Here is a 24,401-nt window from a genome sequence, read left to right on the forward strand (position 1 = left end):
AGGCCGAGCGGACCAAGGCGCATGTCTTCGTGGCGATGCTGGCCTTAAAAATCACGCGGCGGTTTGAAGCGGCTCTGCGGCAGACCTTCGGCAGCACCGAAGACGACCCCGCCGCCATCACCCCGGACGACGCCCTGGTGGCCCTCGGACGATTGACCTATCTCTACACCACCGACCGCAACGGTCAGCGTCACACGCATCTGCCACGCCCGGACGATCAACAGGCCAAAATCCTCAGCGCCATCGGTCTGTCCTTCCCGCTCAAGGCCAAAGCCGACAAGCTCGCCGCGTAGGCAGGCGCCGCTTTTGCGGCATCGGCTATTTTTTTAACAAAAACCGATAGTTACAGCATAACTGCGCTTGCTGGCTGGGGGAAGATCCGTCGGGGAAGAACGATCAGGGGGTTGCGGAGCAACTCAGGCGACCGGAGGAGCCTCCACGACTCCGACCTCGATCAGCTTGCGCTCGTAGCTATCGCGATCCAGCGGGCAGTCGATGAGCCGGTCAAAGTCTTGCCGGCTGAGCTTGCATTGGCGGGACATCATGCCCAGCAAGCTGTCGTCGAGTTCCTTGACACCGTGGCTGGTCTTGGTGAACACCTGCGTTTTCTTGCCCGCCTTGGTGTAGTAGTTGAAATAATGGTGATCACCTTCTTTGCGTTGAAAGCCTTTTTTCTCCAGGCTTCTTTCCACATCGTTTGGCTTACGCGCCATGGGCCACCTCGCTGAACGCGGCGAGCAACGCTTGTTTCATCTTGATTGCCTCGCCGTCGAGCGTATCGTCGGCAGCCAGCGCGTATTCCTGCCATAGCATGCCGATCTGCTCATTCAGTTCGCCGACCAGCACCTCGCGGGTGCGCGCAAAGGCGTCGATACCCAATTCGCGATTAGACACGCAAATGAGTTGCTGCGTCTCGTCGGTCGCCGGCTCCAGCGTAATGCCCCGTGTTGCTTTGAGCATCAGATCGCCCACTCTGACCGTATCGACTCCCAGCGGCGACAAGTCCAAGTCCCGGATATCGTTGACGTCGATGATTTTTTTCGGTGCGCCTGCATCATCCAAGACGACTCGGCCCGTGACCTGAATCAGTCCGCGCCGGTTTTCGATCAACAACTCCTCAACTGCATCGTCGTAGACGCACTCCATCTCGCGCTTGGTCGGGGGGTAAATGATCGTGACGATCCGATGGGTGAAATTGATATTGGTGAGCTGACCGGTTACGACCTGCGAAGCTTCTCGTTCCTCGATCGGCACAATCGCCTCTCGAATGACTGCTTCGCTTTCAATGTTCAGATCCCCGAACTCGACACCCGCTGCATCCCATAGCGTGAGGCTCCACTTGTCATCAGCGCGGGGGGTCATACCTCTTATCGCTTCCAGTACGCGGTGACGTAGCCCTTGGTCTGGCAATGCGGCGCTGATTCGCGCCGTATCGCGTCGTGTAATCCCCTCGATCATCTTGCGGAAAGCATCAAGGGCCGCCGCGATATGCTCGGCCAGAAGGTCTTTGCCGCCTAATTCGACCGGAACGGCGTAGCAACCTGGCTCCGGTAGGCGGCATACCAATTGAAAACGGCTCCGGGTCGCAGCAGAAATCCTTGCACGCTCACGGATCGTTCGCCCCTCGACGTACGTTCCGATAAGCTCGAACGCGCGCTGAGAACCACTGAGAATCTGCGCCAACACGGCGGCCGGGACAGCATCACCATTCTGGATGCCGCCCTCGATATGCAGGCTAAACGAGGCTTTTCCATCAGGGTTGGTCATGGGTCAGTTGTTCCGAGAAGCAGAAACCCGCTGAAGCAACGGATCGCGTATGGGGAAATTATAGGGACAATGTCACATTGGCGATACCATCACGCCCGAACAACAGCCCTGATGCATGACCCGGCCGAATCGAGCCCGTTTGCCGGTAACGCCCGCTTTCGCCGCTGAGGCGGTCAGATGGCGGTTGGCTAGCGGTCAGGGAGCGCTTGCGGCGCAGTGGGTGGGGGTTTAGGTTATTTCCGGGAATCAAGATCCCGAACAACTACCGCAGCGGCTTGTTTTTCTGGCCATGAGCCCGGCCTAACACCATGACTCTTGGTACGGCAATTTGCGGAAATCACCTTAGTCAGTGGGATGCAAGAGGGTGTGGGATCTCCGGTAGGATCACCAGGCGAGCCTTCCCCGGCGCGGTGTGCGCCGCGCTTGGGAAGCGGTCTTGGGCAGGCCCGGACAAGGTTATTCGAGTTGCAGCAGGAACGGCTCGGCGAGGAGCACACGCATCCGCACAGGATCGAGCCAGGGGGCGGCGCAGGAGTTGCGGATGAAGGCAATGGCGCCGCGCACACCGAGTTCTTGATACAGGCGGCGTAACTGCCGGGTGAACCGTGCCAGGGTATTGAACCCATGCGCCAGGCGCATGAGGAGGTGATCGCCCTGCATGGCATTCCAGTCGAGGGCAAAAGCATGCTCGTAGTGGTAGCCCTGGTGCTTCTCGACAAGGAAGCCCGCTTCGATGCCCCAGCGATGGCGGGCACCGAGGTTGCAGCGCTCATGGACATGGTCTTGGCTGAGCGGCTGGCGGGAGAGCCAGGCGTGGCGCGATGTCTCGGTGACTGTCCTGGCCTGTTCGTCGATCCGCGCCCAGCTTTCCTCACAGACCACGACGTGCAGCTTGAGATGCGGACGTCCGTTCGAACCGAAGGCATAGTCGATGTCGTTGACCCAGGTGAAGTGCTGTCGGCGTTTTCCCCAGGGTTGCTGGCGGATCTGCGGCTTCAGGGCATGCAGGGCGTTGAACTCCTGCCAGACGGTGGACAAATCCTGGTCCTGGAGCACGATCATGAACGGCCAGTGGTAGTCACGGCAGCACTGCATCACCGGCCCGTTGGCGTAGAGTCCGTCGAGCAGTAGCCGGATCGGCTTGACCAGATCGATGTGGGCCTGTTCGAGGTGCTCCAGGTCGATGTCGCGCAGCAGCCGAAACAGGGTGTCGGTGTGTGGCAGGGTATCAATCTCCGGGAATAGCAGTTGGAGGTTGGCCATGAACTGCGGACGGGATAGTTCGCGGTGGGTCTCGCGCCGGGAGGAGAACGGAAAGACGAACATCAGCAAGCCGTAAAGCAGCAGCGAGGTCAGCTTGTGCCGGCGCTTCCTGGGGTCTCTCGGGTCGGGAATTGGTTCCCGTCGGGCGAGCAAGGTGGGCAGCTCTTTGCGCAGAAGACGCATCTGTTTGCTCACGGCGTCCTCGCGGGCCTCCTGTTCCTCGTCGACGGTCGCCAAGGCCGAGCCTCGGTTGGGCAAAGAAGCGGCGGAGTGGGGAACTTGTCCCGTCGCGCGCAGTTTCGCGTTCAGCGCTTTCTCCTGCCGTTTCTTTTCTGAGCGCAGCTCCTGGATGGCGGCGCGTGCCGGGCGACGGCAGGGTTTGCTCATGACCTTGTGCTCCCCGGCACGGCGCACAGTCGGTCGCAATAATCCGAGGTCAGCGGTTTGACCCACACCTGGCGGGGTGTGCTGTGATACGACTGGCCGGGGCGGGCCAGCCCGCGCCCGCTGGTCTCCCCAAGCCACTGCCAGCCGGCGGCACGGTAGCAGGTGCCGGCATGGTGACGCGGATCGACGAAGGTCTCCAGCAACCAAGGCTCGAAGCCCCAGTGATCGAGCCAGTCCGCGCGTGTGCGGCGCGCGAGTTGCCCGAGCACATGGCTGGCCAGATGCGGTACGCGGACGTGCGGAAAGATCAGGAAGCGGCTGTTGTTCACCACCCGCGCCACGTTCTCGCGGCGGGCCGGCGCCGTCCAGCCGATCCAGCGGTCGCGCACGGCCACCGCCCGGGCAGCGCCCGACAGCAGGACGCAGCCCAGCCGCCGGTCGCCCGCCGTGATGAAGTAGCGCAGCCGGTAACCGAACGCCCCCTGGAAACCCAGCGGGTGCCAGCGCGCCACCAGCGCATCCCACTGCGCCACCCCGGTCGTCTCGCGTACGATCTCCAGGCGCACCGGGCCGAGCGCCAGCAACGGACCGTCAATCGGTGCTTCGTCAATCGCCTCCACCGCTGGCGCGAGGGCGGCCGGACGGACGGGCCGCGCCGCCCGCAAGGGCGGCAGTACCAGCAACCCGGCCGTCTGCAAGCGCTCCAGGAACTCCAGGCAGGCGTGGATCTTCGGTGTTCCCGATAGGGTGAACCAAGCCAGATGTTCGCACAGCGTTGCCGCCAACTCCTGCCGCGGCAATCCCGGCAGCCATGCCACTGTCGCACACAGATCAGCAATCTCCGCGGCGCTGAACTCGCGACCACAGTGCACCCAACTCCTCGTACTCATGACCTCCATCACGGATCCTCCGGCTCAAGCTCAGACCTGTTGTCCTCCACTTATCCTGCCAGAAACCCGCGTGCCTGTCTAGCCCCCCTTTGCGAAAGTTATTTTTACCTCTCGCCGCCAAGCCTTGCTACGGCTGGGCTTTGCTGGTCATGCGTCAGGGCTGCATTCCGCCACGCACGGCACCCGGCTTTCATGCCGCCCGGTATGCCTTCCCGAAGCGGCCAATGATCACTTTCCGCCCTTCCTCGATCTGGCTGTCCACGAAGTCAGCCCACCATTGCAGCATTTCCCGCCGTTGGTCGGCGTACTGCGCCCGGTTGTAGACGCCTCGGATGCCCTTGGTTTCGTGGGCCAGGGCCTTCTCTATCCAGTCCGAATTGAAGCCGGCCTCGTGCAAGTGCGTTGAGGCAGTCCGGCGGAAGTCATGAATCACGAAGTCCCGCACGTCGATTTCCAATGCCCGCACGGCCACATTCAGCGTACTGTGGGCAATTGGTTGATGCAGGTCGCCGCGACTCGGAAAAATCCACTCTGAACCGCTTGCCAGCGCCTTCAGTTCCTCGAACATCGCCATGGCTTGGCGAGACAACGACACCAAGTGCGGCTTGTCCTTTTTCATCCGTTCGCCAGGGATCGACCATTCCGCCTTGGCGAAGTCGATTTCTTCCCACCGCGCTTCAATCAGTTCGCCCTTCCTGACCATGCACAGAATGAGAAGGTGCAGCGCCCGCTTCATGGACGATTGGTAGATCGACCGCAGCAGCCGGCCGATTTCATCCGACGACAGCGCCACATCTCGGCTTCTGGCACTGGCGATGAATTTCGCTTCCACCGCCGCCGGGTTGAACGTCACCTTCTGCCTTGCGATGGCATAGGCAAACAGGCGCTTCAGCACGTTGCGGGTTTGCAGCGCCATCTGATCAGCGCCGCGCGCCTTGATGGCGTCGGTAATCTTCAGCACGTCATCGACGGTCACGTCGACGATCTGCTTCGTGCCAATCGCCGGCAGCACATCCTTTTCCAGGACGCGCTTGATGTTGCGTGGGGTGCTGTTGGCAGGTTCGGCAACTTCGGCGAACCATCGCCAGGCGAAGGCTTCCACCGTGTTGGCTTCCTTGGCTTCGATCTCTTGGGCCTTCACCCTCGCCACCGTTTGCGAACACCATTTCTCGAGGAAGGCGCTTGCCAGTGCTGTGACTTCCGGCAGCGTGTCGTCGGGGATCTGATCGCCACGCTTCAAAGCCATCGACGATAGCCCACGTTGCGCCAGCGTCGTACAAGCCTCGCGCCATTGCCGGGTATTGGCCAGCGAATAGGCGGGGTACTCGCCAAGGGTCAGCTTCTCCTGCTTCCCGGCAAGGCGGTAGCGGATACGCCAAACTTTTGAACCGCCGGGCATGACTTCGACGAACAGCCCGCCGCCGTCCGATTCCTGATACGCCTTGTCGCCCGGCTTGAGATTCTTCAGCCTGGTATCGGTCAGCGCCATGTCTCACCCCCTTTTTGTGCCCATGAAGCAGCGCCACCATGGGCACAAATATGGGAACAATTTTAAGCGGATTGGTGCGGAACAGGCAAGCCAATAGCAGAACAAAAAACCCGATTTTACACGGTCTTTCAATTGGTTAGTGGTATGTTGCGGAACGCTCCGGCAGTCTCGCTATTTTCCAATACAGAAGCGCCCGAAGATCTCCCCCAGCAGATCATCGGTGCTGAACTCGCCAGTGATCGTGCTCAGCGCCAACTGCGCCAGCCTGAGTTCTTCGGCGAAAAGTTCCAGCCTTGGCAATTGCTCGCGTGCCGCGTCCATATGGCAGCAAGTTTCGGAGAGTGCATGCAAATGGCGTTCGCGGGCGATGAAGACATCTTCGGCAGGGTGCCAGCCGACGATGCGCAACAACTCCTGGCGTAACAGCTCGACGCCCTCGCCGGTTTTGGCGCACAGCGCGATCGCCACGGCATCGGCTTCTTCATGACGTGCAGCCGCACGCGACGCGAGATCGATCTTGTTGTACACGGTCAGTCGGGCAAGGTGAACAGGGAGTTGCGCGACAATCGATCGTTCGGCTTCGCCAGCACCGGTACGGGCATCCACCAGCAAGACGACGACATCGGCACGCTCGATCTCGCGCCAGGTACGTTCAATGCCGATCTTCTCGATCTGGTCTTCGGTCTCGCGCAGGCCTGCTGTGTCGATCACATGCAGCGGAATCCCTTCAAGCTGCAGGGTGCTGCGGACCAGGTCACGGGTGGTACCGGGAAGTGGGGTGACGATCGCCAGCTCGTCGCCGACAAGGCGATTCAGGAGGCTGGACTTGCCTACATTCGGCTGGCCAACGAGTACTACGTGCAACCCCCCCTGCAACAGACAGCCTTGTCGTGCGCGGTCGAAGATCTTGCCGAGGCACTGTTGCAAGCGATCAAGGCGCCCAAAGGCATCGGCTGCTTCGAGAAAGTCGACTTCTTCATCAGGGAAATCGAGGGTGGCTTCAACCAGTGAGCGCAGTTCGATCAACTGCCCGAGGAGCTGATTCACTTCCTTCGAAAACTCGCCCTGCAGCGAACGTACGGCGCTGCGTGCGGCAGCGCTTGTCGCGGCGTCGATCAGGTCGATGACCGCCTCGGCCTGTGCCAGATCGAGTTTGCCGTTGAGGTAGGCAAGGCGGGTGAACTCGCCTGGTTCCGCCAGACGTGCTCCGAGTTCCAGGCAGCGCATGAGCAACATCTGCATGACCACCGGACCACCATGAGCATGCACTTCGAGAACATCCTCGCCGGTAAACGAATGCGGTGCAGGAAAATACAGAAGCAGCCCGCTGTCGATGACGCAGCCATCAGCAGCCTTGAAGTCGCCGAGAGTGGCAAACCGGGCGGCTGGTCGTTTGCCGCTCAATGCTTCGGCGAAATCGATGAGGCTTGCGCCCGAGACGCGGATGATACCGATACCACCACGACCGGCAGCAGTCGCGATGGCGGCTATCGGAGCCTTGCCCGACTCAGACCTTGCTGTCGTTGGCGGCTTTTCCGCCACTCTCGATCATCCTTGTGATCTGCCATTGCTGGGCGATAGACAGGAGGTTATTGACCACCCAGTAAAGCACCAGACCTGCCGGAAAGAAGAAGAACATCGCACCAAAGATGAACGGCATCATCATCATCACCTTGGCCTGGATGGGATCGGGCGGTGTAGGATTGAGCTTGGTCTGGATCAGCATCGTGACCACCATGATCACTGGCAGCACATAGTAGGGGTCGGCCGCGGACAAATCACTGATCCACAGGATCCACGGCGCGTCCCGGATTTCAACGGCACCAAGCAAGGCCCAGTACAGCGCGATGAACACGGGAATCTGCACCGCGATCGGCAGGCATCCTCCCAGAGGATTGATTTTTTCACGCTTGTAGAGTGCCATCATCTCCTGGTTGAGCTTCTGCCGATCGTCCCCATAACGTTCCTTGAGGGCGGTCAGGCGCGGTGTGACCGTTCGCATTTTGGCCATTGACTTGTAACTGGCCGCCGAGAGCGGAAAAAACAGGAGTTTGATGGCGACGGTCAGCAGGACGATCGCCCAACCCCAGTTGCCAACCACTTTGTGGATGGCTTCCAGACACCAGAAGATCGGTGCAGCAATGACGGTCAACCAACCGTAATCGACCACCAGTGGCAGACCCTGCGCTCCGATGCCGCCTTCGTCCTTGGGCTTGGCCAACTGATCAAGTATGACCTGAATCTGCGGTCCGGCATAGATGGGCACTGAAATGGCGACCTTGGCGCCAGGCGCAGCGACCGGTGCCGGTACGATGACCCCTGCCGACACCGCCGGATGGATGCTGTTTTCGAGCTTGCGCATGTAGAATTCGCGCGGCAGACCTGCTTCAGGAATCCAGGCGGCGACAAAATAGTGCTGAACCATCGCAATCCAGCCATTGTCGGCCTTGCTGATGAACTTGGCCTTGCCTTTTTCGATGTCGGCAAAAGCGACCTTCTGGTATTTTTCCTGCTCGGTATACACCGCCGGACCGGTAAAAGTCGAGACCATCGAACTCTCGCCTTCGGGTGCATTGATGTCACGCTGCAACTGGTAATACGCGTGCGCGGCGATTTCCTTCTCGCCACCATTCTCGATCTCATGGGTGACGTTGATCAGATAGCTGCCGCGTGTAAACGTATAGATTTTTGTGACCTTGACACCGTTGCTCACCGGTGCTTCGAGGCGCAGCTCGACGGTCTTTGCGTCACCGGCGAGTTCCCTGTTGCCGGAAGCAGTCGAGAAGAGCGTTTTGTGGTTCGGCAGGCTCTCGCCGATCAAACCACTCTGGGCAAGATACTGGTGCTTGGCCTCAAGAAGGGCGAAGTCCTTGGTCTTGTTCTGGCTGTCCTTGTAGGCGTTGAACTCGAGGCGAACGAGATCGCCCCCCTGCTTGGCAACCTCGGCGACAAACAGGTCGGTTCGGACCATGACGGTTTCCGACTTGTCAGCGCTTGCCACGGCGGCGGGTGCCGCCGGAAGGGGCGCATGCAGGTTCACCGAAGGCTGTGGCGCGGGCGCTTCGGCTGAACTGACAGCGGCTGGAGATACAGCCTTCGGCTGGCTGTACTTCTGCCAGGCATCCCAGAGCATGACCAAGGAAAACGAGAAGATGATGAGGAGGAGCAGGCGTCGGTTATCCATGAAGGCCCTATACGATTCGAATGTTGTTCAGGGTACGGGGTCAAATCCACCAGGATTCCACGGATGACAGCGGCAGAGTCGGTGCAGGGCGAGGCGCCCCCCCTGGCTGGCGCCGTATCTTTCCACAGCTTCGGTTGCGTACTCGGAACAGCTTGGAAAAAAGCGGCAACGGCGGCCGAGCATCGGGCTGACCGCATATCGGTAGAAGCGTATCAGCGCAAGCAGCATTGGTTTCATCGGATCATGGTCGAGATGAAGTGGCCTTGCTCAACAAACCCTGGATTTCCTGCGCCATGGCTTGCCGGTCAAGAGCTGATGGTTTGGCCGCCAGGCGAAGCACGAAATCGTTTGAGCGAAGCCGGGAACGCATCAGGCGGAACTGCTCTCTGGCCAGTCTTCGGACAAGGTTTCGATCCACCGAGCGGCGCAGGAAGCGCTTGGCGACGACCAGGCCAAGCCGCGCTCCGGGGGATTCTTCAGCGCTACGCGGGCGGTAATGTAGCAGGAAATGCCGGCTCTTCAGCGCCTTTCTGAAACCAAAAACGGATGAATACTCATCCGTTTTGATCAAGCGATAGTGCTTCGGAAAAGCGGCGGCGGATACTGCAGGATTACCAGCGGTAGAGGGCCTGCCGCTCAAACTGCCAGGCGGTGGCGACCTTTGGCACGACGAGCCTTGATTACGGCACGACCACCACGGGTAGACATACGAACGAGGAAGCCGTGTGTACGCTTGCGGCGAACGACCGACGGTTGATAGGTACGTTTCATGGTTAAACCTTTGAAGTCAAAGCAAGAAAAACATAACATTAGACAGCTTCCCATAGAGGATTGTCAAGACCATATTTTTACTGGAGCTGTGGATAACTTCCATCCAACCGGTTAGAATTTAGCCTTCAGCGAGTTGGGCAAGAACTGCCACGTCTGGCCGGGCAGCATCAGGTCTCACCAGTCAGGCCCGCCCCTGCCGCAACTTCCCGGCAGAGACACCATCCATCTTGTTGATTCTAAAAAGACGCCAATCATCGGGAGCGGTTGCTGCTACCGCATCACTTCAGGATTACGCTGCATGAGCCTCAATGAGTAGTTTCTGGTCTTCCTGTCTGAGCCAGTTCGAACAGGAACTTCCTCCTCAGCAATTCAATACCTGGATCCGCCCCCTTCGTCTTGAAGGTGACGACGACATCGCACGTGGCTTGCGTCTGCTGGCACCGAATGGTTTCATCCTCAAGTGGGTCAAGGAGCGTTATCTGGCGCGCATCGAAGCACTGGCAAGTGAGTACTATTCCACGCCAGTGAACATCACCCTGAACCTGGGAGAACGTACTGCAGTCACAGGGAATGACAGTTCCGGACCGACAGGCAAGACACCGCCGGCGGGAACTGCGGCTGCGGTAACGACAACGTCCAGGAAAACCTCGCCGGTGGAAAAGGACCGATCGGGTTACGAGAAAACCCGGCTGATCGCCACCTTCACCTTTGACAACCTGGTCGTCGGCAAGGCCAACGACCTCGCTCGGGCGGCTGCCCGACAAGTCTCCATCAGTCCTGGGGAAGCCACATATAACCCGCTGTTCATCTATGGCGGTGCCGGTCTGGGCAAGACACACCTCATCCACGCAATCGGCAATCGGATTGTGGAACTCGATCCGGAAAAGGTGGTGCGTTATGTCCATGCCGAGGATTACTATTCAGATGTCGTTCGCGCCTACCAGCAGAAGTCCTTCGATGTATTCAAACGCTACTATCGTTCGCTGGACGTCCTGCTGCTCGATGATGTCCATTTCTTCAATGGCAAAAACCGGACACAGGAAGAATTTTTCTACGTATTCAATGCCCTGAGTGAAGCCAGAAAGCAGATCGTGATCAGTTCCGATACCTACCCGAAGAATATTTCCGGGCTCGAGGATCGGCTGATCACCCGTTTCGACTGGGGCCTGACGGTCCAGATAGAACCCCCGGAAACGGAAATGCGGGTGGCCATTCTGAAGAAGAAAGCGGAAGCGGAAGGAGTGGTGCTGGATGACGAGGTGGCCTTCTATGTGGCCAAACACTTGCGCTCCAATGTTCGGGAACTTGAGGGTGCCCTGAAGAAGGTGCTCGCTTACTCCGCGTTTCACGGGCAGGGAATTACTCTGGATCTGGCCAAGGAGGCGCTGAAGGATGTGATTGGTTCGGTGAACCGCCAGATCACTGTCGACAGCATCCAGAAGACGGTAGCAGAGTATTTCAAGTTGAAAGTGGCCGACCTGTTCTCGAAGAAGAGGACGCGGGTGATCGTTCGTCCACGTCAGATCGCCATGTGGCTGGCCAAGAATCTGACTTCTCAGAGCTATCCGTCCATCGGGGATGCCTTCGGTGGCCGTGATCACACGACCGTCCTGCATGCCGTACGGACCATCGATGATCTGCGCACCAAGGACAACGAGCTCAACCATGATGTGCATGTTCTCCTGCAGGTGCTGAAGGGCTGATGGGCCGCCAGGAAAAGTCCGTGGAAAAGTGGCTGACAAAGAGTGGACAAGATGCCCGAAACGGGCCTGTGGATAAGTTACCCCATTGTACCCACAAGCACATACCGACTTTCTACAGCCGTTAATTAGTAGCTAATATATTGAATTACATAAAAAATAAGTACGTATCAACAGACTTGTCCGGACCATAGTCTTTATAGGATCTATATATATGCTTCTTACCAAAACACGGCGAGACGTCCTGCTGGCACCCCTGCAGGCTGTTTCCGGGATTGTGGAAAGACGTCACACGTTGCCGATTCTTTCGAACGTACTGCTCGAAAAAAAAGGGAGGGGTGTTGACACTTCTGGCGACGGACATCGAGATCCAGATCACCACTTCCACTGCTGACCTCAGTGGTGACGGTGATGGGGCAGTCACCGTTGCGGCGAGAAAGTTGCAGGAGATCCTGCGCTCCTTGCCGGAAAGCGCGGAAGTCAGCCTCATTCTTGAGGGCCGGCGGATGCAGGTGAGAGCGGGAAAGAGCCGTTTCAATCTGCAGACCCTGCCTGCCGAGGATTTTCCCTGCATGGCTCTGTCGGCGGGGGAGATCAAGAAATTTTCCGTGAGTCAGAAGCAGTTTCGCCATTTGCTCGCGCAGACCCAGTATTCGATGGCAAGCCAGGATGTCCGCTACTATCTGAACGGGCTACTGCTGCTCGTTGAAGCCAGTGAAATGCGTGCGGTGGCTACCGATGGCCATCGGCTTGCCTACGCCAGCATGCCTCTCGAAGACACGGCGGGCGCTCTGGTCGAGGAGGGTGCAACGCGGCAGGAACTGATCCTGCCACGCAAGACGGTGATTGAACTCAGTCGTCTGCTGGCGGATTCCGACGAGCCGGTATCGATCGATATCATGGCGACGCAGATTCGCTTCCAGTTCGGCCAGATCAATCTGGTGTCGAAACTGATTGATGGCAAATTCCCGGACTATCAGCGGGTCATTCCAGCGACCCAGCGCAACGTCGTGGCGGTGAATCGCATGGCGCTGTTGCAGTCGATGATCAGGGCAGCCATTCTGACCAACGAAAAATTTCGCGGTGTTCGCCTCATCCTGTCGGAGGGCAGCCTGAAGATCATGGCTGCCAATGCCGAGCAGGAAGAAGCGCAGGAAGAGATCGAAGTCGATTACAACGGTGAGCCGCTCGATGTCGGTTTCAATGTTTCCTATCTCCTCGATGTCCTGAACAACAGTTCGGACGAGACCATCGAGTGGGGTTTCAACGACGCCAATTCAAGTGCCTTACTGACCATCCCCGGCAACGAGTCCTTCAAGTATGTGGTCATGCCCATGCGAATCTGAGTGCAATTCGAGCACCTTGGCAGCCACCGCGGGTTAAAAGGTTTAACAGGAAAGAGATACTGGATTCAGAATGATTGAAGAGAACGAGCAGTTTGCCTACGACGAATCGAGCATTCAGCAACTCGAAGGTCTGGAGGCGGTTCGCAAGCGCCCCGGGATGTATATCGGTGATACTTCCGACGGCACCGGTTTGCACCATATGGTGTTTGAAGTGGTCGATAACGCCATCGACGAGGCCTTGGCAGGTCATTGTGACGATATTGTGATCACCATTCACGCCGACAATTCGATATCCGTCAGCGACAATGGCCGCGGTATTCCGACCGGCATCAAGTTCGACGACAAGCATGAGCCGAAACGGTCAGCAGCCGAAATCGTGATGTGCGTGCTGCACGCCGGCGGCAAGTTCAACCAGAATTCTTACAAGGTGTCCGGCGGTCTGCATGGGGTCGGTGTTTCCTGCGTCAACGCGCTTTCCCGATGGCTCCGCCTGACTATCCGCCGTGAGCACAAGAAGTACTTTTTGGAATTCAATCGGGGAGCGCTCGTCGATCGTCTGATCGAAGTCCAGAAGGGAGTCGAGGTATCGCCGCTCAAGGTGGTCGGCAATACCGAGAAGCGCGGCACGGAATTGCACTTCATGGCCGACGAGGAGATTTTTGGACAGGTCGAATTTCATTACGAGATCATTGCCAAACGCTTGCGCGAGCTTTCGTTTCTGAATAATGGCGTGAAGATTCGTCTGAACGACCAGCGCACCGGCAAGGAAGAGAATTTTGCCTTCCTGGGCGGCGTCAAAGGCTTCGTAGAGTACATCAATCGCACGAAATCGGTTCTGCACCCGAATATTTTTCATGCTGGCGGCGACTCGCTCAGCGTCAACGGCCTGATCAGCGTCGAAGTGGCCATGCAGTGGAACGACAGCTATGTTGAACAGGTGCTTTGCTTTACCAACAACATTCCCCAGGCCGATGGTGGCGCTCATTTGACTGGTCTGCGCGCCGCCATGACGCGGGTCATCAACCGTTATATCGAAGAGCACGAAATCGCCAAGAAAGCCAAGGTGGACATCAGCGGGGATGACATGCGCGAGGGGCTGGCCTGCGTCCTTTCGGTGAAAATGCCTGACCCGAAGTTTGCTTCGCAGACAAAAATGAAGCTGGTCTCCTCGGAAGCGCGTCCAGCCGTTGAAGAGGTCGTCACGGCGAAACTCGCCGAGTTTCTGCAGGAGCGGCCGGTCGACGCGAAGGTCATCACCAGCAAGATCGTTGAAGCGGCACGCGCCCGCGACGCGGCGCGCAGGGCCAGGGAGATGACTCGCCGCAAGGGCCTGCTCGATGGCGTTGGATTGCCTGGCAAGCTTGCGGATTGCCAGGAAAAAGACCCGGCGCTTTGCGAGCTATACCTGGTCGAGGGGGATTCCGCCGGAGGTTCCGCAAAACAGGGTCGGGACCGCAAGTTTCAGGCGATTCTACCGCTCAAGGGAAAAATTCTGAATGTCGAGAAAGCGCGTTTCGACAAGCTGATTTCCTCGCAGGAAATTGTTACCCTGATCACCGCCCTTGGTACGGGTATCGGCAAGGATGAATACAAACCGGAGAAATTGCGTTACCACCGATTGATCATCATGACCGATGCCGACGTCGACGGTGCGCACATTCGTACGCTGCTGCTCACCTTTTTCTACCGACAGATGCGTGAACTGGTTGAAGGTGGTCACATTTATATCGCCCAGCCACCGCTATACAAGGTCAAGCACGGCAAGACCGAGCGCTATATCAAGGACGATCAGGCCTTGAAGCAGTTTCTGCTGACCCTGGCCCTTGAGGGTTCGGTGCTGACGCCACAGGCGGGTGCTCCGGAAATTTCCGGGGCCGCGCTGGAACTGCTGGCAAGAGAATATCTCTTGGCCGAAGCCGTCATCAACCGTCTCTCGCATCTGATCAACCCGGAAGTGCTGCATGCGCTGATCGACGGCAATCTCAAGATCGAACTGACTGACGAGAGCGCTGCTGTGGCCAGCGCCAATGCCTTGATGAAAGCTGTCGGCAGCAAGTTGGGGATCAATATCGTGGCGCGTTACGATACTGTCCACGAACGCTGGCAGCTACGACTCGAGAAAATACTGCACGGCAATCTCAAGCTCGGAGTCATTGACGAGGATCTGCTGGTCAGCGGTGACTATGCACAACTTCGCAAAACCGCAGAGATTCTCGCTGGGCTCTTTGCTGCCGGTGGTTTTGTGGCCCGCGGTGAAAAGCGGAAGACGGTCAGCAGTTTCGCTGAAACGATGCAGTGGTTGCTCAACGAGGTCGAACGCAGTGTGACCAAGCAGCGTTACAAGGGTCTCGGTGAAATGAATCCCGCGCAGCTCTGGGAGACGACCATGGACCCGAAGGTACGCCGTCTGCTCAAGGTTCAGATTGAAGATGCGATCGGCGCCGATGAGATCTTCAGTACCTTGATGGGCGAGCTGGTGGAGCCGCGCCGCAGCTTCATTGAAACCAATGCCTTGGCCGCACGAAACATCGACGTGTAATCAGCGGTGAAGGTTGATGGCGTCGCGGGTCGCCACGGCGACACTGCGGGCTGCGTTGGCGTAGTCTTCCCCTTTTCCGGCGTAGAGGATGGCACGCGAGGAATTGATGATCAGGCCGCCGCTGGCAGTACAGCCGGCGCGTACGGTGGCTTCGATATCACCGCCTTGCGCGCCAATGCCAGGAACAAGCAGCGGCATGTCACCGGTCAGGGTTCGCACCCGAGCGATTTCGCCGGGAAAGGTGGCGCCGACCACCAGAGCGCACTGGCCGTTTGTATTCCATTCCTTGCTGACCAGACGGGCAACCCTTTCGTAGAGTTTTTCACCGCCGACATCGAGGAACTGGAGATCACTGCCGCCGGGATTGGACGTGCGACACAGGAGAATGATGCCCTTGTCGCAATACGCCAGATAAGGATCAACCGAATCACGCCCCAGGTACGGATTGATGGTAACGGCATCGGCCCGAAAGCGCTCGAAAGCCTCGATGGCGTATTGCTCGGCGGTGCTGCCGATATCGCCACGTTTAGCATCAAGGATCACGGGGGTCTTCGGATGCCGAACATGAATGTGATCGATCAGTGCTTCGAGTTGCTCTTCTGCCCGGCGCGCGGCAAAGTAAGCGATCTGCGGTTTGAAGCTGCAGACCAGGTCTGCGGTAGCGTCGACGATGGCTCGACAAAACTCGAAAATGGCATCCGGCCGGTTTTGCAAATGTGCAGGGAACCTCGCCGGGTCGGGATCGAGACCGACGCAAAGCAGGCTATTGTTTTCGTGCCATGCCGAGTTGAGGGCTTTGATGAAGTTCATGGGCTGATCACTTGTCGCAAAGCCGTCATTCTAACGGTCATGACTTTTCCAGACACCCCCGATCATGAAAGTCATGACCGTTTCCCTCTCCCCCCGACCCCTCCCCCGCGCGGGGGGAGGGGAGATTCGTGAGTCGCATACGCGACTTTCACATTAACGGTCATGACTTTTCCAGACACCCCCGATCATGAAAGTCATGAATGAGGACAGCGCCTTGAAAATAATCGAGCAGCAAGACTATCTGGCAATGCGTGCAGGGGCATCGGTCATTGAAGCCGATGGATTTGGCGAAAAGGTCCTGCGACTGGCCGACGGAACGATGCTCAAGCTCTTTCGGCGAAAGCGGTGGTTGTCCTCTGCGGCCTGGTATCCGTATGCCCAGCGTTTTGCTGACAACGCCGCCGCGCTCCGCAAACGGGACGTACCCGTGCCGGAGATCATCGATGTCTTGCGAATCCCCTCGATTGCTCGCGATGCCGTGCACTACCAACCATTGCCCGGGAAGACGCTGCGTGAGATGTGCCGTGAAGGGCTGGATCCGGATACCGAACAAGAGCTGAAGACCGCCTTCACCCGTTTCGTGATTCGCTTGCATGAGAGTGGTGTGTATTTTCGTTCGCTACACCTGGGTAACGTGGTGTGCATGCCTGATCGGCGTTTTGGCCTGATCGACATTGCAGATGCGCGGATCGGCAGCAGTCGCCTGGGCAAGCACCAGCGCGTGCGCAACCTCCGTCGCTTGCAGGGCATTGCCGGCGAAAGCGAGTGGGTGGACTTCTTCATGGTGATCAACGCCAGAGGCGTTGTGGAACAAGGTCATGACTTTCATGATCGGGGATGCGTGGAAAAGTCATGACCGTTAGTTCAGCTTGCCCGCCACACCTTTCATGCCGTCTCGCAGCCCGCACCACATCATGCGCAGATTTGCCAGGCGGTTGGGTGCCAAGAGGCCGAAGAAGAAGAGCATCTGGAATAATCGCGACAGATCCGCTTGCCTCCATCTTTTCGGCATGTAGGGTCTACGACGAAGCAGAATGCTGTTGCGAATGATATAGTAATAGCGGAACGGAGAATGTAGCGGAACCTTGCGCCAGCGCAGGAACCAGATCGCCACTCTTCGCTCGCCGAGCGAGTGCCGCATGATGGCGTCACACACCCCGAAAATCCCGAAGCCCAGGGAGCGGGCTCGGAAACACCATTCGGTATCGACGTGGTCGATATACAGTTCCTCGTCCATTTTCCCGACGGCTTCGACGGCTACCAAGGGCAGCAGGGAGCCGGATGAAATCAGAAAATCCGTTTCCACAGTCCCCCCGTCCTCTCCGCAGTCGACGCGCTGGAACCGGAAGCAACGGGCTCGGACAAATTGCGATAGCGAAGCATCGCTGGCGTCGCGATAGCGTGGCCCGACCGCAGCCGCCATCAGGCCACGTTGGGCAAGGTCGAAATGAGCGGCGCGAAGCTTCATGACCGTCCCGAATTCCAGCTCACTGTCCTGGTCGAGCAGGAGCACAAATGCTGCTCCAAGCGAGCGTGCCTTATCCAGGCCGACATTGTAGCCAGCACCCAAACCGAGATTGTCCGCCTGGACCAGCACTTCGACATCGGCCCGGAAGTTCACACTGGCCTTGCCGATCCAGTCCTGGGGGGGATGGTTTCGAGGCGTTGTCGACGACGACAACGGTGGAAACCTGGCGTGCCACGGACTCGAGCGCAGTCAGCAGGGTATTTTGCGTCGGATTATGGGTGACCACGACAGCGACGACATCGGCGCAATATTCGCCCTCTGTCGGAGCGGACACAGGCCCCGAGGCAAGAGGTTCGGCGCGCATCGGTCTGTCGCTAGCGCGGCAGGAGCAAGCCCGCAATCTCGACGATATCCTTTTCCGACAGGACACCCGCTGACGTTTTCAACTGTAGCGTACTGACCAGGAGCTGGTACCTGGCCTGTGCGAGATCCCGTTTGGCAACGAACATCTGACGTTCGGCGTCGAGAACATCGGTATTGGTCCGAATGCCGGCCGCCATTCCACGCTTCGTTCCCTCGGCTGCCACCACGCTGGAATTGACCGCCTCCTGATAGGCTCTGACCTTGCTGGCACCCGTCTCGACCGCCATGAACTGGCGCTTGACCTCGACCAGAACATTGTCCACGGTAGCATCCAGTTCAGCCAGGGCACGCTCGCGGTTGGCCACCGCCTGCCCGGTCAGGGCATTGACCCGGCCTCCCGCAAACAGCGGAATATTGAGCTCTATGCCAAAAGAATTAGTGTTGATTTTCTGATTGAGCGTGTCGACCGTCTGATTCTCCGTTCGTACGTTACGCGCAACGAAGTCGACCTGCGGTAGATGGCCGGCGCGATTGCGATTCACTTCCAGGCTGGCCATCTCGTACGCCTTGCGCTGAGCGCGAATCTCCGGATTGTTTTCCTGTGCCAGCACGTTCCATTCGTCAAGCTGGCTCGGCTGTACGCCATTCGGCATGAAATCCGGCCGCAGAATCCAGAGTTCTCCCATTGGCGTACCGGTCATGCCTTCGAGTTTACGCATCGTCACCGCGACCCCATCGAGTGCGTCGGCGCGATTCGCGCGCGCAAGCTGAAGCCTGGCATCCGCTTCGGCAACCTCGGTCACGGTACCTTCGCCACCCTTCCGACGGCGCTCGGCAAGCTGGCGCTGCGCACCATAAGCCGTGATTTCCGCATCAGCCAGTGCCAGTTTGTCGAGGGCCAGCAAAGCATCAAAATAGGCGGCCGAGACCTTGACGGCCATTTCCGCCGCTTTCCGGTCAAACACCGCATCGCTGTAGGCGACCTGGACACTGCCCTGCTGGTAGCGTACGAAGCTCTCATAATTGAACAGTGGCTGCCGCAGAGCGATGGTGGTATACGTGTAGTGGTAATCCAGCTGCTGGGTCACATTGACCACTGTCGACGACCGATCTCCGGTGGTCTTCGAGTAAGAGCCTGCAATCGAAACATTCGGCAACAGGCCTGCCAGACCTATGTCATAATTGTACTGGCCGGCGTCCCGCTCGTAGCGGGCCGCCCGGAAGGTCGGATCGTTTTGCCGAGCCGCCTGATACGCGTCCAGCAGGCCTGCGCCGAGTACCCCCGAAGTCATCATCGCCAGCGCGCAGCCGGTCAGCGTGACAGTCCATTTTTTCATGCTCATTCCTCGGTCAATGCGGGCTTCGCCCGATCCAGCAGCGGCTTGACGATATAGTTGAGCAGTGTCCTCTCACCAGTCTTGATGATCACCTCGGCAGGCATTCCCGCCTTGATCTCGTGCGTCGTCAGCTTCTTCATCCCTTCCGGGGTCACCACCACCTGCCCGAGGTAGTATGGTGGCATTCTGCCCTGCGGATCGTTCGTCGCATCGGCGGCCACCTGGTCAAGCTTGCCCGGAATATTGGGCGTCACCTTCTGATTGAAAGCCGGGAAAATGATGTCCACCGGTAAACCCGGCTTGACCTTGTCGATCAAGGTGGTGGGAATCATGACATCGATACGCAATGGTTCGTTTTTTGGCACTACATCCATCAAAGGGGTGCCCGAGGCCAGCACACCGCCGATGGTATGCACTTTCAGACCAACGATGACGCCTTCCTTGGGGGCGCGGACCTCCGTATTGGCCAGGTCGAAGGCAAGTCCCTTGAGGCGGCTGTCGAGCGCGCTGACCTCTTTCTGGATCTCGGCCAGTCCGTTTTCGACCTCCTTGTGGTAATCCTGCTGGCGCGCCAGCATGCGCATCCGGATTTCGCCGATACTCCGCTGGGTACGCCCCAGATTTCCCAGATCCTCGGAGATCGCACCACCGAGTTGTGCCAGCAGCCGTTCCTGCTCGGACAGGCGGTTGCGTGGCAGGTAGCCCTCTGCCGCCATCTCCCGCAGGCCCTTCAGTTCCTCGAGCAGCAGCTTCGATTGCTGTTCCTTGGCACGCCGGGTGGCCTCCAGGCCGGTGGCAGAGGACTGCAGGCCCGCCAGCGTATTCTCCATGGCGCCAAGTTCAGCCTGCAGGGCAGCGCGGCGGGAACGCAGCAACTGCGTCTGAATGGCCATCGCACTGGCCGCTCGCGGATCGTCCTTGTACTTCAACAGATCTTCGGGGAAAGTGATCTCCGAACGGCCCTGAACATCGGCCAGCAGTCGCGCTTCGACGGCTTTCGCCACCAACCATTGGGCGCGCGCCACCTCATACTGCGAGCGTGCCTGTGTCGGGTCAAGTCGAAGCAGAACGTCGCCCTCTTTGACCTCGTCACCGTCCTTGATCAGGATGGCGTCGACCATTCCTGGAGCGAGGTTTTGCACCGTCTTGCGATTGCCGGTCACCACCACCTGCCCGCTGGTCGGCACACCCTGGTCCAGCGGTGCCAGGGCAGCCCACAGCAGGAAGCCACCGAAGCCCAGTCCGAGCACCCACAGACCGACACGCATCGGATGGCCGGTATCCATCGGCAGATCAGCTCCCCCTTCAAGGGTCATGGGCAAGGCCTTGGGCCCCTGGAGACGATTCAACATATTGCGAATAGCCATAACGATGGTCCTGAATCAGTAATTAAGCGGGTTGAGGAGTGAGAACGCCAGCACTCTGGACGGCTGTCCGCGGCTGCGTAGCAGCCATCACCTGCTGGCGTGTGCCATACGTCTGGATCACACCATTGTCCAGAACCAGTATCCGGTCGGCGACGGCGAGAATGTTCATGCGATGGGAAATGAAGATCACCGTCTTGCCCTGGGCCTTCAGATCCAGTATCGCGTGGATCAGCGCCGCTTCACCTACGTCGTCCAGATTGGCGTTCGGTTCGTCGAGTACGATCAGGCTGGGATTGCCATACAGCGCTCGTGCCAGACCGATGCGTTGCCGCTGCCCTCCGGAAAGGAAGCTGCCGGCCTCACCCATTGGCGTGTCGTAGCCCCGCGGGAAGCGCAGGATCATGTCATGAATGCCGGTTCTTTGCGCGGCTTCGATGACCTTGGTCGAGTCAATATCGCCGAAGCGGGCGATGTTTTCCGCAACGCTGCCTTCGAAAAGCTCGACGTCCTGTGGAAGGTAGCCAAGGAATGGTCCCAGTTCTTCCCGGTCGAGGCTTTCGATGTTTTTGTCATCGAGCAGAACCCGGCCCTGGAGTTCCGGCCAGATACCCACCAGGCAACGTGCCAGGGTGGATTTTCCGGAGCCGGACGGGCCGACGATGGCAATCACTTCCCCCGCGGGAAACTCGGCAGTGAGCCCCGCGAGGATGGGTTGTGCACGATTCGACGCTGTCGCCACGAGGTTCTCGATGCGCACTGAGCCGCGTAGCGCCTCGTGGATCAGGCCGGCCGGCCGCTCGGGATGATCGCGCAGCAAGGACTCCAGCGCTTCGAAGGCCTTGCGGGCCGATTGCCAGCCTGTCCAGCTACCGACAATGCCATCGATCGGTTGCAGGCAGCGGCTCATCAGTACATTCGCCGCAATCATGCCGCCGGTGGTCAGTTCGCCCTTGATCACCAGCAGGGCACCAGCGCCCAGCATCAAGGATTGCTGGCTGTAGCGGATGAACTTGCTCAAGGCCTGGATGCGCCGCTGCCGATCCTGTGATGCCGAATACAGAGACATATGCCGTTGATGGTGGCCCAGCCAGCGTTGCCGCAGGTTGCCCAGCATGCCCAGAGATTCGATGACCTCGGCGTTGCGCAACTTGCTGTGCAGATACACCGCCACCTTGACCCCGGCTTCCGAGGTCTTCTGCGTCGGGCCCTGGGTCACCCGGTGGCTGAAGACCGCCACCCCGGTCAGGATGCCGGCAAATACCAGGGCAAGGAAGCCCAGTGAGGGGTGCAGCAGGAACAGCACCAGCAGGTAAATCGGACTCCAGGGTGCGTCGAAGAAGGCGAAGATGCCATTACCGGTAATGAACTGGCGAACGTTGGTGAGATTGGAAAAAGCCTCTACCGGGTTGTCCCGACTCTGATTGAGATGCGATTCGAAGCAGGCATTGAACACCCGGCTGTTGAGTCGTTCGTCCAGGCGCACGCCCAGGCGAACCAGCAGGCGAGAACGCGACCATTCGGCAAAGGCGATCACGGCGAACAGAAACAGGACAATCAGGGAGACCACAATCAAGGTCGATTCGTTGCGGCCGGTCATGAACCGGTCATAGACCTGCAGCATGTAGATGGTCGGAGTCAGCATCAGCAGATTGATCACCAGGCTGAAGATCCCGACGACCAGGAATTCTCGCCGGAACGACCAGAGGGTGGCCGTCAGTTCGCTTCGCTGAAAAAAGGAAGGTGTTTTCATGGTGAGCCGTAGATCGTAGATGAATCTGGAAGTCGCTTGCGGACCGTTACGCGGCGGGGGCGGCAGCAAGACCAGCCGAAGGTGTGGCAGCCGGCGCCGCTGCCGCCTTGTGCAGAGCCGCCAGCACCTCGTCACGCGGCCCGGCGATCTGTACCTGTCCATCGCGCAACACCAGCATCAGGTCTGCAGCAGCCAGGACACTGGTGCGATGGGTGATGACGATCAGGGTGGTGCCTTGTGCCTTGAGCCCCAGCAAGGTATTCACCAGGGCCGCTTCGCCGGCCTCGTCGAGGCTGGAATTCGGTTCATCGAGCACGACGAATTTGGGGTTGCCATAAATGGCGCGTGCCAGCCCCACGCGCTGACGCTGGCCGCCGGAAAGAAAACAACCATCGTCGCCGATGAGCGTTTCGTAAGCGTCCGGCAGCGCCAGAATCGCCTCGTGCAGTCCCACTGCTCGCGCTGCGGCCACTACCTGATCCATGTCCACCTCCCCGAAGCGCGCGATGTTCTCGGCAAGAGAGCCACCGAAAAGCTCGATGCCCTGCGGCAGGTAACCGATGTGAGGCCCCAACTCCTCCTTGTTCCAGGGATGGACATCGACGCCATCGAGCCGTACCTTGCCGTTCGCTGCCGGCCAGATGCCCACCATCAGGCGTGCCAGAGTCGATTTTCCGGACGCCGAAGGGCCGACGATGGCCAGAATCTGTCCAGCAGGGACGCTGAAGGAAACCCCGCGGATGATCGCCACCTGACCACCAGGGGCCGAGGCGATCAAACCTTCCACCGCGAGCTGGCCCTTGGGTGCTGGCAGGGGCATGCCTTTCTGGCGCTCGGGCAAGGCCTGCAGGAGCTTGTCCAGCCGTTGATAGGCGTCCCGCGCAGTGACGACGCTCTTCCAGAGCATGACCACCTGCACCAGCGGTGCCAGTACCCGCGGCCCCAGCACCCAGGCGACGATCATCATGCCGCTGCCACCCGCCAGCTCTCCCCTGACCGACAGCCAGGCACCAAGACCGAGGAGTGCGGCCGAAAGGGTGGTCTGCAGCATCTTGGAGAGCGCGGCATTGGCGCCCGCATGATCGGAGGCTTCTGCCTGCAGGCACAGGAAGCTGCGCTGCTTGCTCATCCAGCGCTGATGGATGCTGCGCAGCATTCCCATCGCCTCGATCACCTGCGCGTTGCGCAGCGTGCCATTTGCATAGTTCTGGGCGGCGATGGCGTCCTTTTGGGCTGCGACCAGGGGAGGCTGGGTGTTTTTTTTCGGTGAGATAGGTCAGAAAGACCTGGAGGAGGGCAGCAAGCACCGAGATCCAACCGAGCAGCGGACTGATCATATAGATCAGAATCAGGAACAGCAGGGAAACCGGTGCGTCCATGAGAGCCGTGAGCGCTGGCGTCGTCAGGAACTCGCGGATGCTGCGCAGGTCGTTCAAGGCCTGACTGGTGCCACCGGGAATCCGGCGCAGGTTGGCTTCGAAAATCGCGCTGAACACCCGTTCCCGGAGCTTACGGTCGAGAGCCTGGCCGGCCTGATGCATGACCCCGCCGCGCGCCCATTCGAGCAACTCCATGACCACATAGAACCACAGCACGAGCAGGGTCAACATCAGCAAGGTACTGGAATTGCGGCTGTTGATGACGCGGTCGTACACCTCGAGCATGTAGCCAGTGGGCGCCAGAATCAGCAAGGTGCAGAAGACGCTGAAAAAAGCAGCCTTCTTGAAAAAGGGCTGCAGTTCGAGGATCGCTGCACGGAGTTCAGAGCGGCTTTCAGCAGGGGTCATGAGGATTCTCTCGGAGTGCCAGGAACTGCCGAATGGCCGGTTCATCAGCAGTGAATGAAAAAGTCGCCTTGGCGACCCTCGAATCTCCCCTCTCCGCAAGCGGGAGAGGGGCCGGGGGTGAGGGAAACGGTCATGACTTTCATGTTCGGGGGGGTCTGGAAAAGTCATGACTGTTGGGTAGGA

19 protein-coding genes and 3 pseudogenes are annotated in these 24,401 nt (G+C 59.0%); 5 read left to right on the forward strand and 17 right to left on the reverse strand.

From position 1 onward, the window contains the following. Positions 1–293, forward strand: a pseudogene (locus E4Q08_RS10190) (IS1634 family transposase); the annotation flags it as partial. A gap of 123 nt (positions 294–416) precedes the next feature. Here E4Q08_RS10190 and E4Q08_RS10195 read toward each other — a convergent pair. From E4Q08_RS10195 to rpmH, 10 genes are all read right to left on the reverse strand, one after another. After that, a complete protein-coding gene (locus tag E4Q08_RS10195; protein WP_034917925.1) occupies positions 417–713 on the reverse strand; it encodes a type II toxin-antitoxin system HicA family toxin in 297 nt (98 codons plus the stop codon). Then, entirely contained in the window at positions 703–1,767 is a 1,065-nt protein-coding gene (locus tag E4Q08_RS10200; RefSeq protein ID WP_034917929.1) for a hypothetical protein, read from the reverse strand. Before E4Q08_RS10200 ends, E4Q08_RS10195 begins: the two co-directional genes overlap by 11 nt. 456 nt (positions 1,768–2,223) lie before the next feature. Continuing rightward, on the reverse strand, positions 2,224–3,417 hold the full coding sequence (locus E4Q08_RS10205) for a transposase family protein (RefSeq protein WP_169070310.1): 1,194 nt from the start codon (positions 3,415–3,417) through the stop codon (positions 2,224–2,226). Next, positions 3,414–4,307 (reverse strand): DUF4338 domain-containing protein, encoded by an 894-nt coding sequence (locus tag E4Q08_RS10210; protein WP_169070311.1) that lies wholly within the window; start codon positions 4,305–4,307, stop codon positions 3,414–3,416. Before E4Q08_RS10210 ends, E4Q08_RS10205 begins: the two co-directional genes overlap by 4 nt. A gap of 190 nt (positions 4,308–4,497) precedes the next feature. Then, positions 4,498–5,796, reverse strand: coding sequence for a tyrosine-type recombinase/integrase (locus E4Q08_RS10215; protein WP_169070312.1), 1,299 nt, complete (start codon positions 5,794–5,796; stop codon positions 4,498–4,500). 171 nt (positions 5,797–5,967) lie between these two features. Beyond that, the gene (gene mnmE, locus E4Q08_RS10220; RefSeq protein WP_169070313.1) at positions 5,968–7,338 is read right to left on the reverse strand and encodes a tRNA uridine-5-carboxymethylaminomethyl(34) synthesis GTPase MnmE; all 1,371 of its coding nucleotides are present in this window, start codon (positions 7,336–7,338) and stop codon (positions 5,968–5,970) included. Then, positions 7,304–8,980, reverse strand: coding sequence for a membrane protein insertase YidC (gene yidC, locus E4Q08_RS10225; protein ID WP_034919925.1), 1,677 nt, complete (start codon positions 8,978–8,980; stop codon positions 7,304–7,306). Before yidC ends, mnmE begins: the two co-directional genes overlap by 35 nt. A gap of 27 nt (positions 8,981–9,007) precedes the next feature. Further along, positions 9,008–9,217, reverse strand: a complete 210-nt coding sequence (gene yidD / locus E4Q08_RS10230) for a membrane protein insertion efficiency factor YidD (protein WP_169070314.1) — start codon at positions 9,215–9,217, stop codon at positions 9,008–9,010. A 4-nt stretch (positions 9,218–9,221) separates the two neighbouring features. Beyond that, a complete protein-coding gene (rnpA, locus tag E4Q08_RS10235; protein ID WP_034919922.1) occupies positions 9,222–9,620 on the reverse strand; it encodes a ribonuclease P protein component in 399 nt (132 codons plus the stop codon). Then, positions 9,617–9,751: a 50S ribosomal protein L34 gene (rpmH, locus tag E4Q08_RS10240; RefSeq protein WP_169070315.1), complete on the reverse strand. Its 135-nt coding sequence runs from the start codon at positions 9,749–9,751 to the stop codon at positions 9,617–9,619. The genes rnpA and rpmH overlap by 4 nt, the downstream gene beginning before the upstream one ends. 308 nt (positions 9,752–10,059) lie before the next feature. Here rpmH and dnaA point away from each other — a divergent pair, with 308 nt between their 5' ends. From dnaA to gyrB, 3 genes and pseudogenes are all read left to right on the forward strand, one after another. Then, on the forward strand, positions 10,060–11,454 hold the full coding sequence (gene dnaA, locus E4Q08_RS10245) for a chromosomal replication initiator protein DnaA (protein WP_034919920.1): 1,395 nt from the start codon (positions 10,060–10,062) through the stop codon (positions 11,452–11,454). 211 nt (positions 11,455–11,665) lie between these two features. Then, positions 11,666–12,797: pseudogene (gene dnaN / locus E4Q08_RS10250) on the forward strand (DNA polymerase III subunit beta). A gap of 70 nt (positions 12,798–12,867) precedes the next feature. Next, positions 12,868–15,336: a DNA topoisomerase (ATP-hydrolyzing) subunit B gene (gene gyrB, locus E4Q08_RS10255; RefSeq protein WP_034919917.1), complete on the forward strand. Its 2,469-nt coding sequence runs from the start codon at positions 12,868–12,870 to the stop codon at positions 15,334–15,336. On the opposite strand, the gene pyrF is transcribed toward gyrB, so the two are convergent. Next, entirely contained in the window at positions 15,337–16,146 is an 810-nt protein-coding gene (gene pyrF / locus E4Q08_RS10260) for an orotidine-5'-phosphate decarboxylase (RefSeq protein ID WP_034919915.1), read from the reverse strand. A gap of 196 nt (positions 16,147–16,342) precedes the next feature. Here pyrF and E4Q08_RS10265 point away from each other — a divergent pair, with 196 nt between their 5' ends. Continuing rightward, positions 16,343–17,002 (forward strand): BUD32 family EKC/KEOPS complex subunit, encoded by a 660-nt coding sequence (locus tag E4Q08_RS10265; protein ID WP_169070316.1) that lies wholly within the window; start codon positions 16,343–16,345, stop codon positions 17,000–17,002. Positions 17,003–17,005: 3 nt separating this feature from the next. Here the strand turns inward: E4Q08_RS10265 and E4Q08_RS10270 are convergent, their stop codons facing one another. From E4Q08_RS10270 to E4Q08_RS25725, 6 genes and pseudogenes are all read right to left on the reverse strand, one after another. Beyond that, complete coding sequence (locus tag E4Q08_RS10270) at positions 17,006–17,767, reverse strand: glycosyltransferase family 2 protein (RefSeq protein ID WP_169070317.1); 762 nt, start codon at positions 17,765–17,767, stop codon at positions 17,006–17,008. 221 nt (positions 17,768–17,988) lie between these two features. After that, a complete protein-coding gene (locus E4Q08_RS10275) occupies positions 17,989–19,314 on the reverse strand; it encodes a TolC family outer membrane protein (protein WP_169070318.1) in 1,326 nt (441 codons plus the stop codon). Between the two features lie 2 nt (positions 19,315–19,316). Then, the gene (locus E4Q08_RS10280; protein WP_034919932.1) at positions 19,317–20,666 is read right to left on the reverse strand and encodes an HlyD family type I secretion periplasmic adaptor subunit; all 1,350 of its coding nucleotides are present in this window, start codon (positions 20,664–20,666) and stop codon (positions 19,317–19,319) included. A gap of 37 nt (positions 20,667–20,703) precedes the next feature. Then, a complete protein-coding gene (locus E4Q08_RS10285) occupies positions 20,704–22,431 on the reverse strand; it encodes a type I secretion system permease/ATPase (protein WP_034919930.1) in 1,728 nt (575 codons plus the stop codon). Positions 22,432–22,477: 46 nt separating this feature from the next. Next, entirely contained in the window at positions 22,478–23,587 is a 1,110-nt protein-coding gene (locus E4Q08_RS25720) for a type I secretion system permease/ATPase (protein ID WP_308240100.1), read from the reverse strand. Between the two features lie 160 nt (positions 23,588–23,747). Beyond that, positions 23,748–24,386 (reverse strand): annotated as a pseudogene (locus tag E4Q08_RS25725) (ABC transporter transmembrane domain-containing protein); the annotation flags it as partial. Positions 24,387–24,401 lie beyond the last annotated feature (15 nt).

Origin of the sequence: Candidatus Accumulibacter contiguus (genome assembly GCF_012940005.1) — a bacterium.
In the GTDB taxonomy this organism is placed as follows: Bacteria; Pseudomonadota; Gammaproteobacteria; order Burkholderiales; family Rhodocyclaceae; genus Accumulibacter; species Accumulibacter contiguus.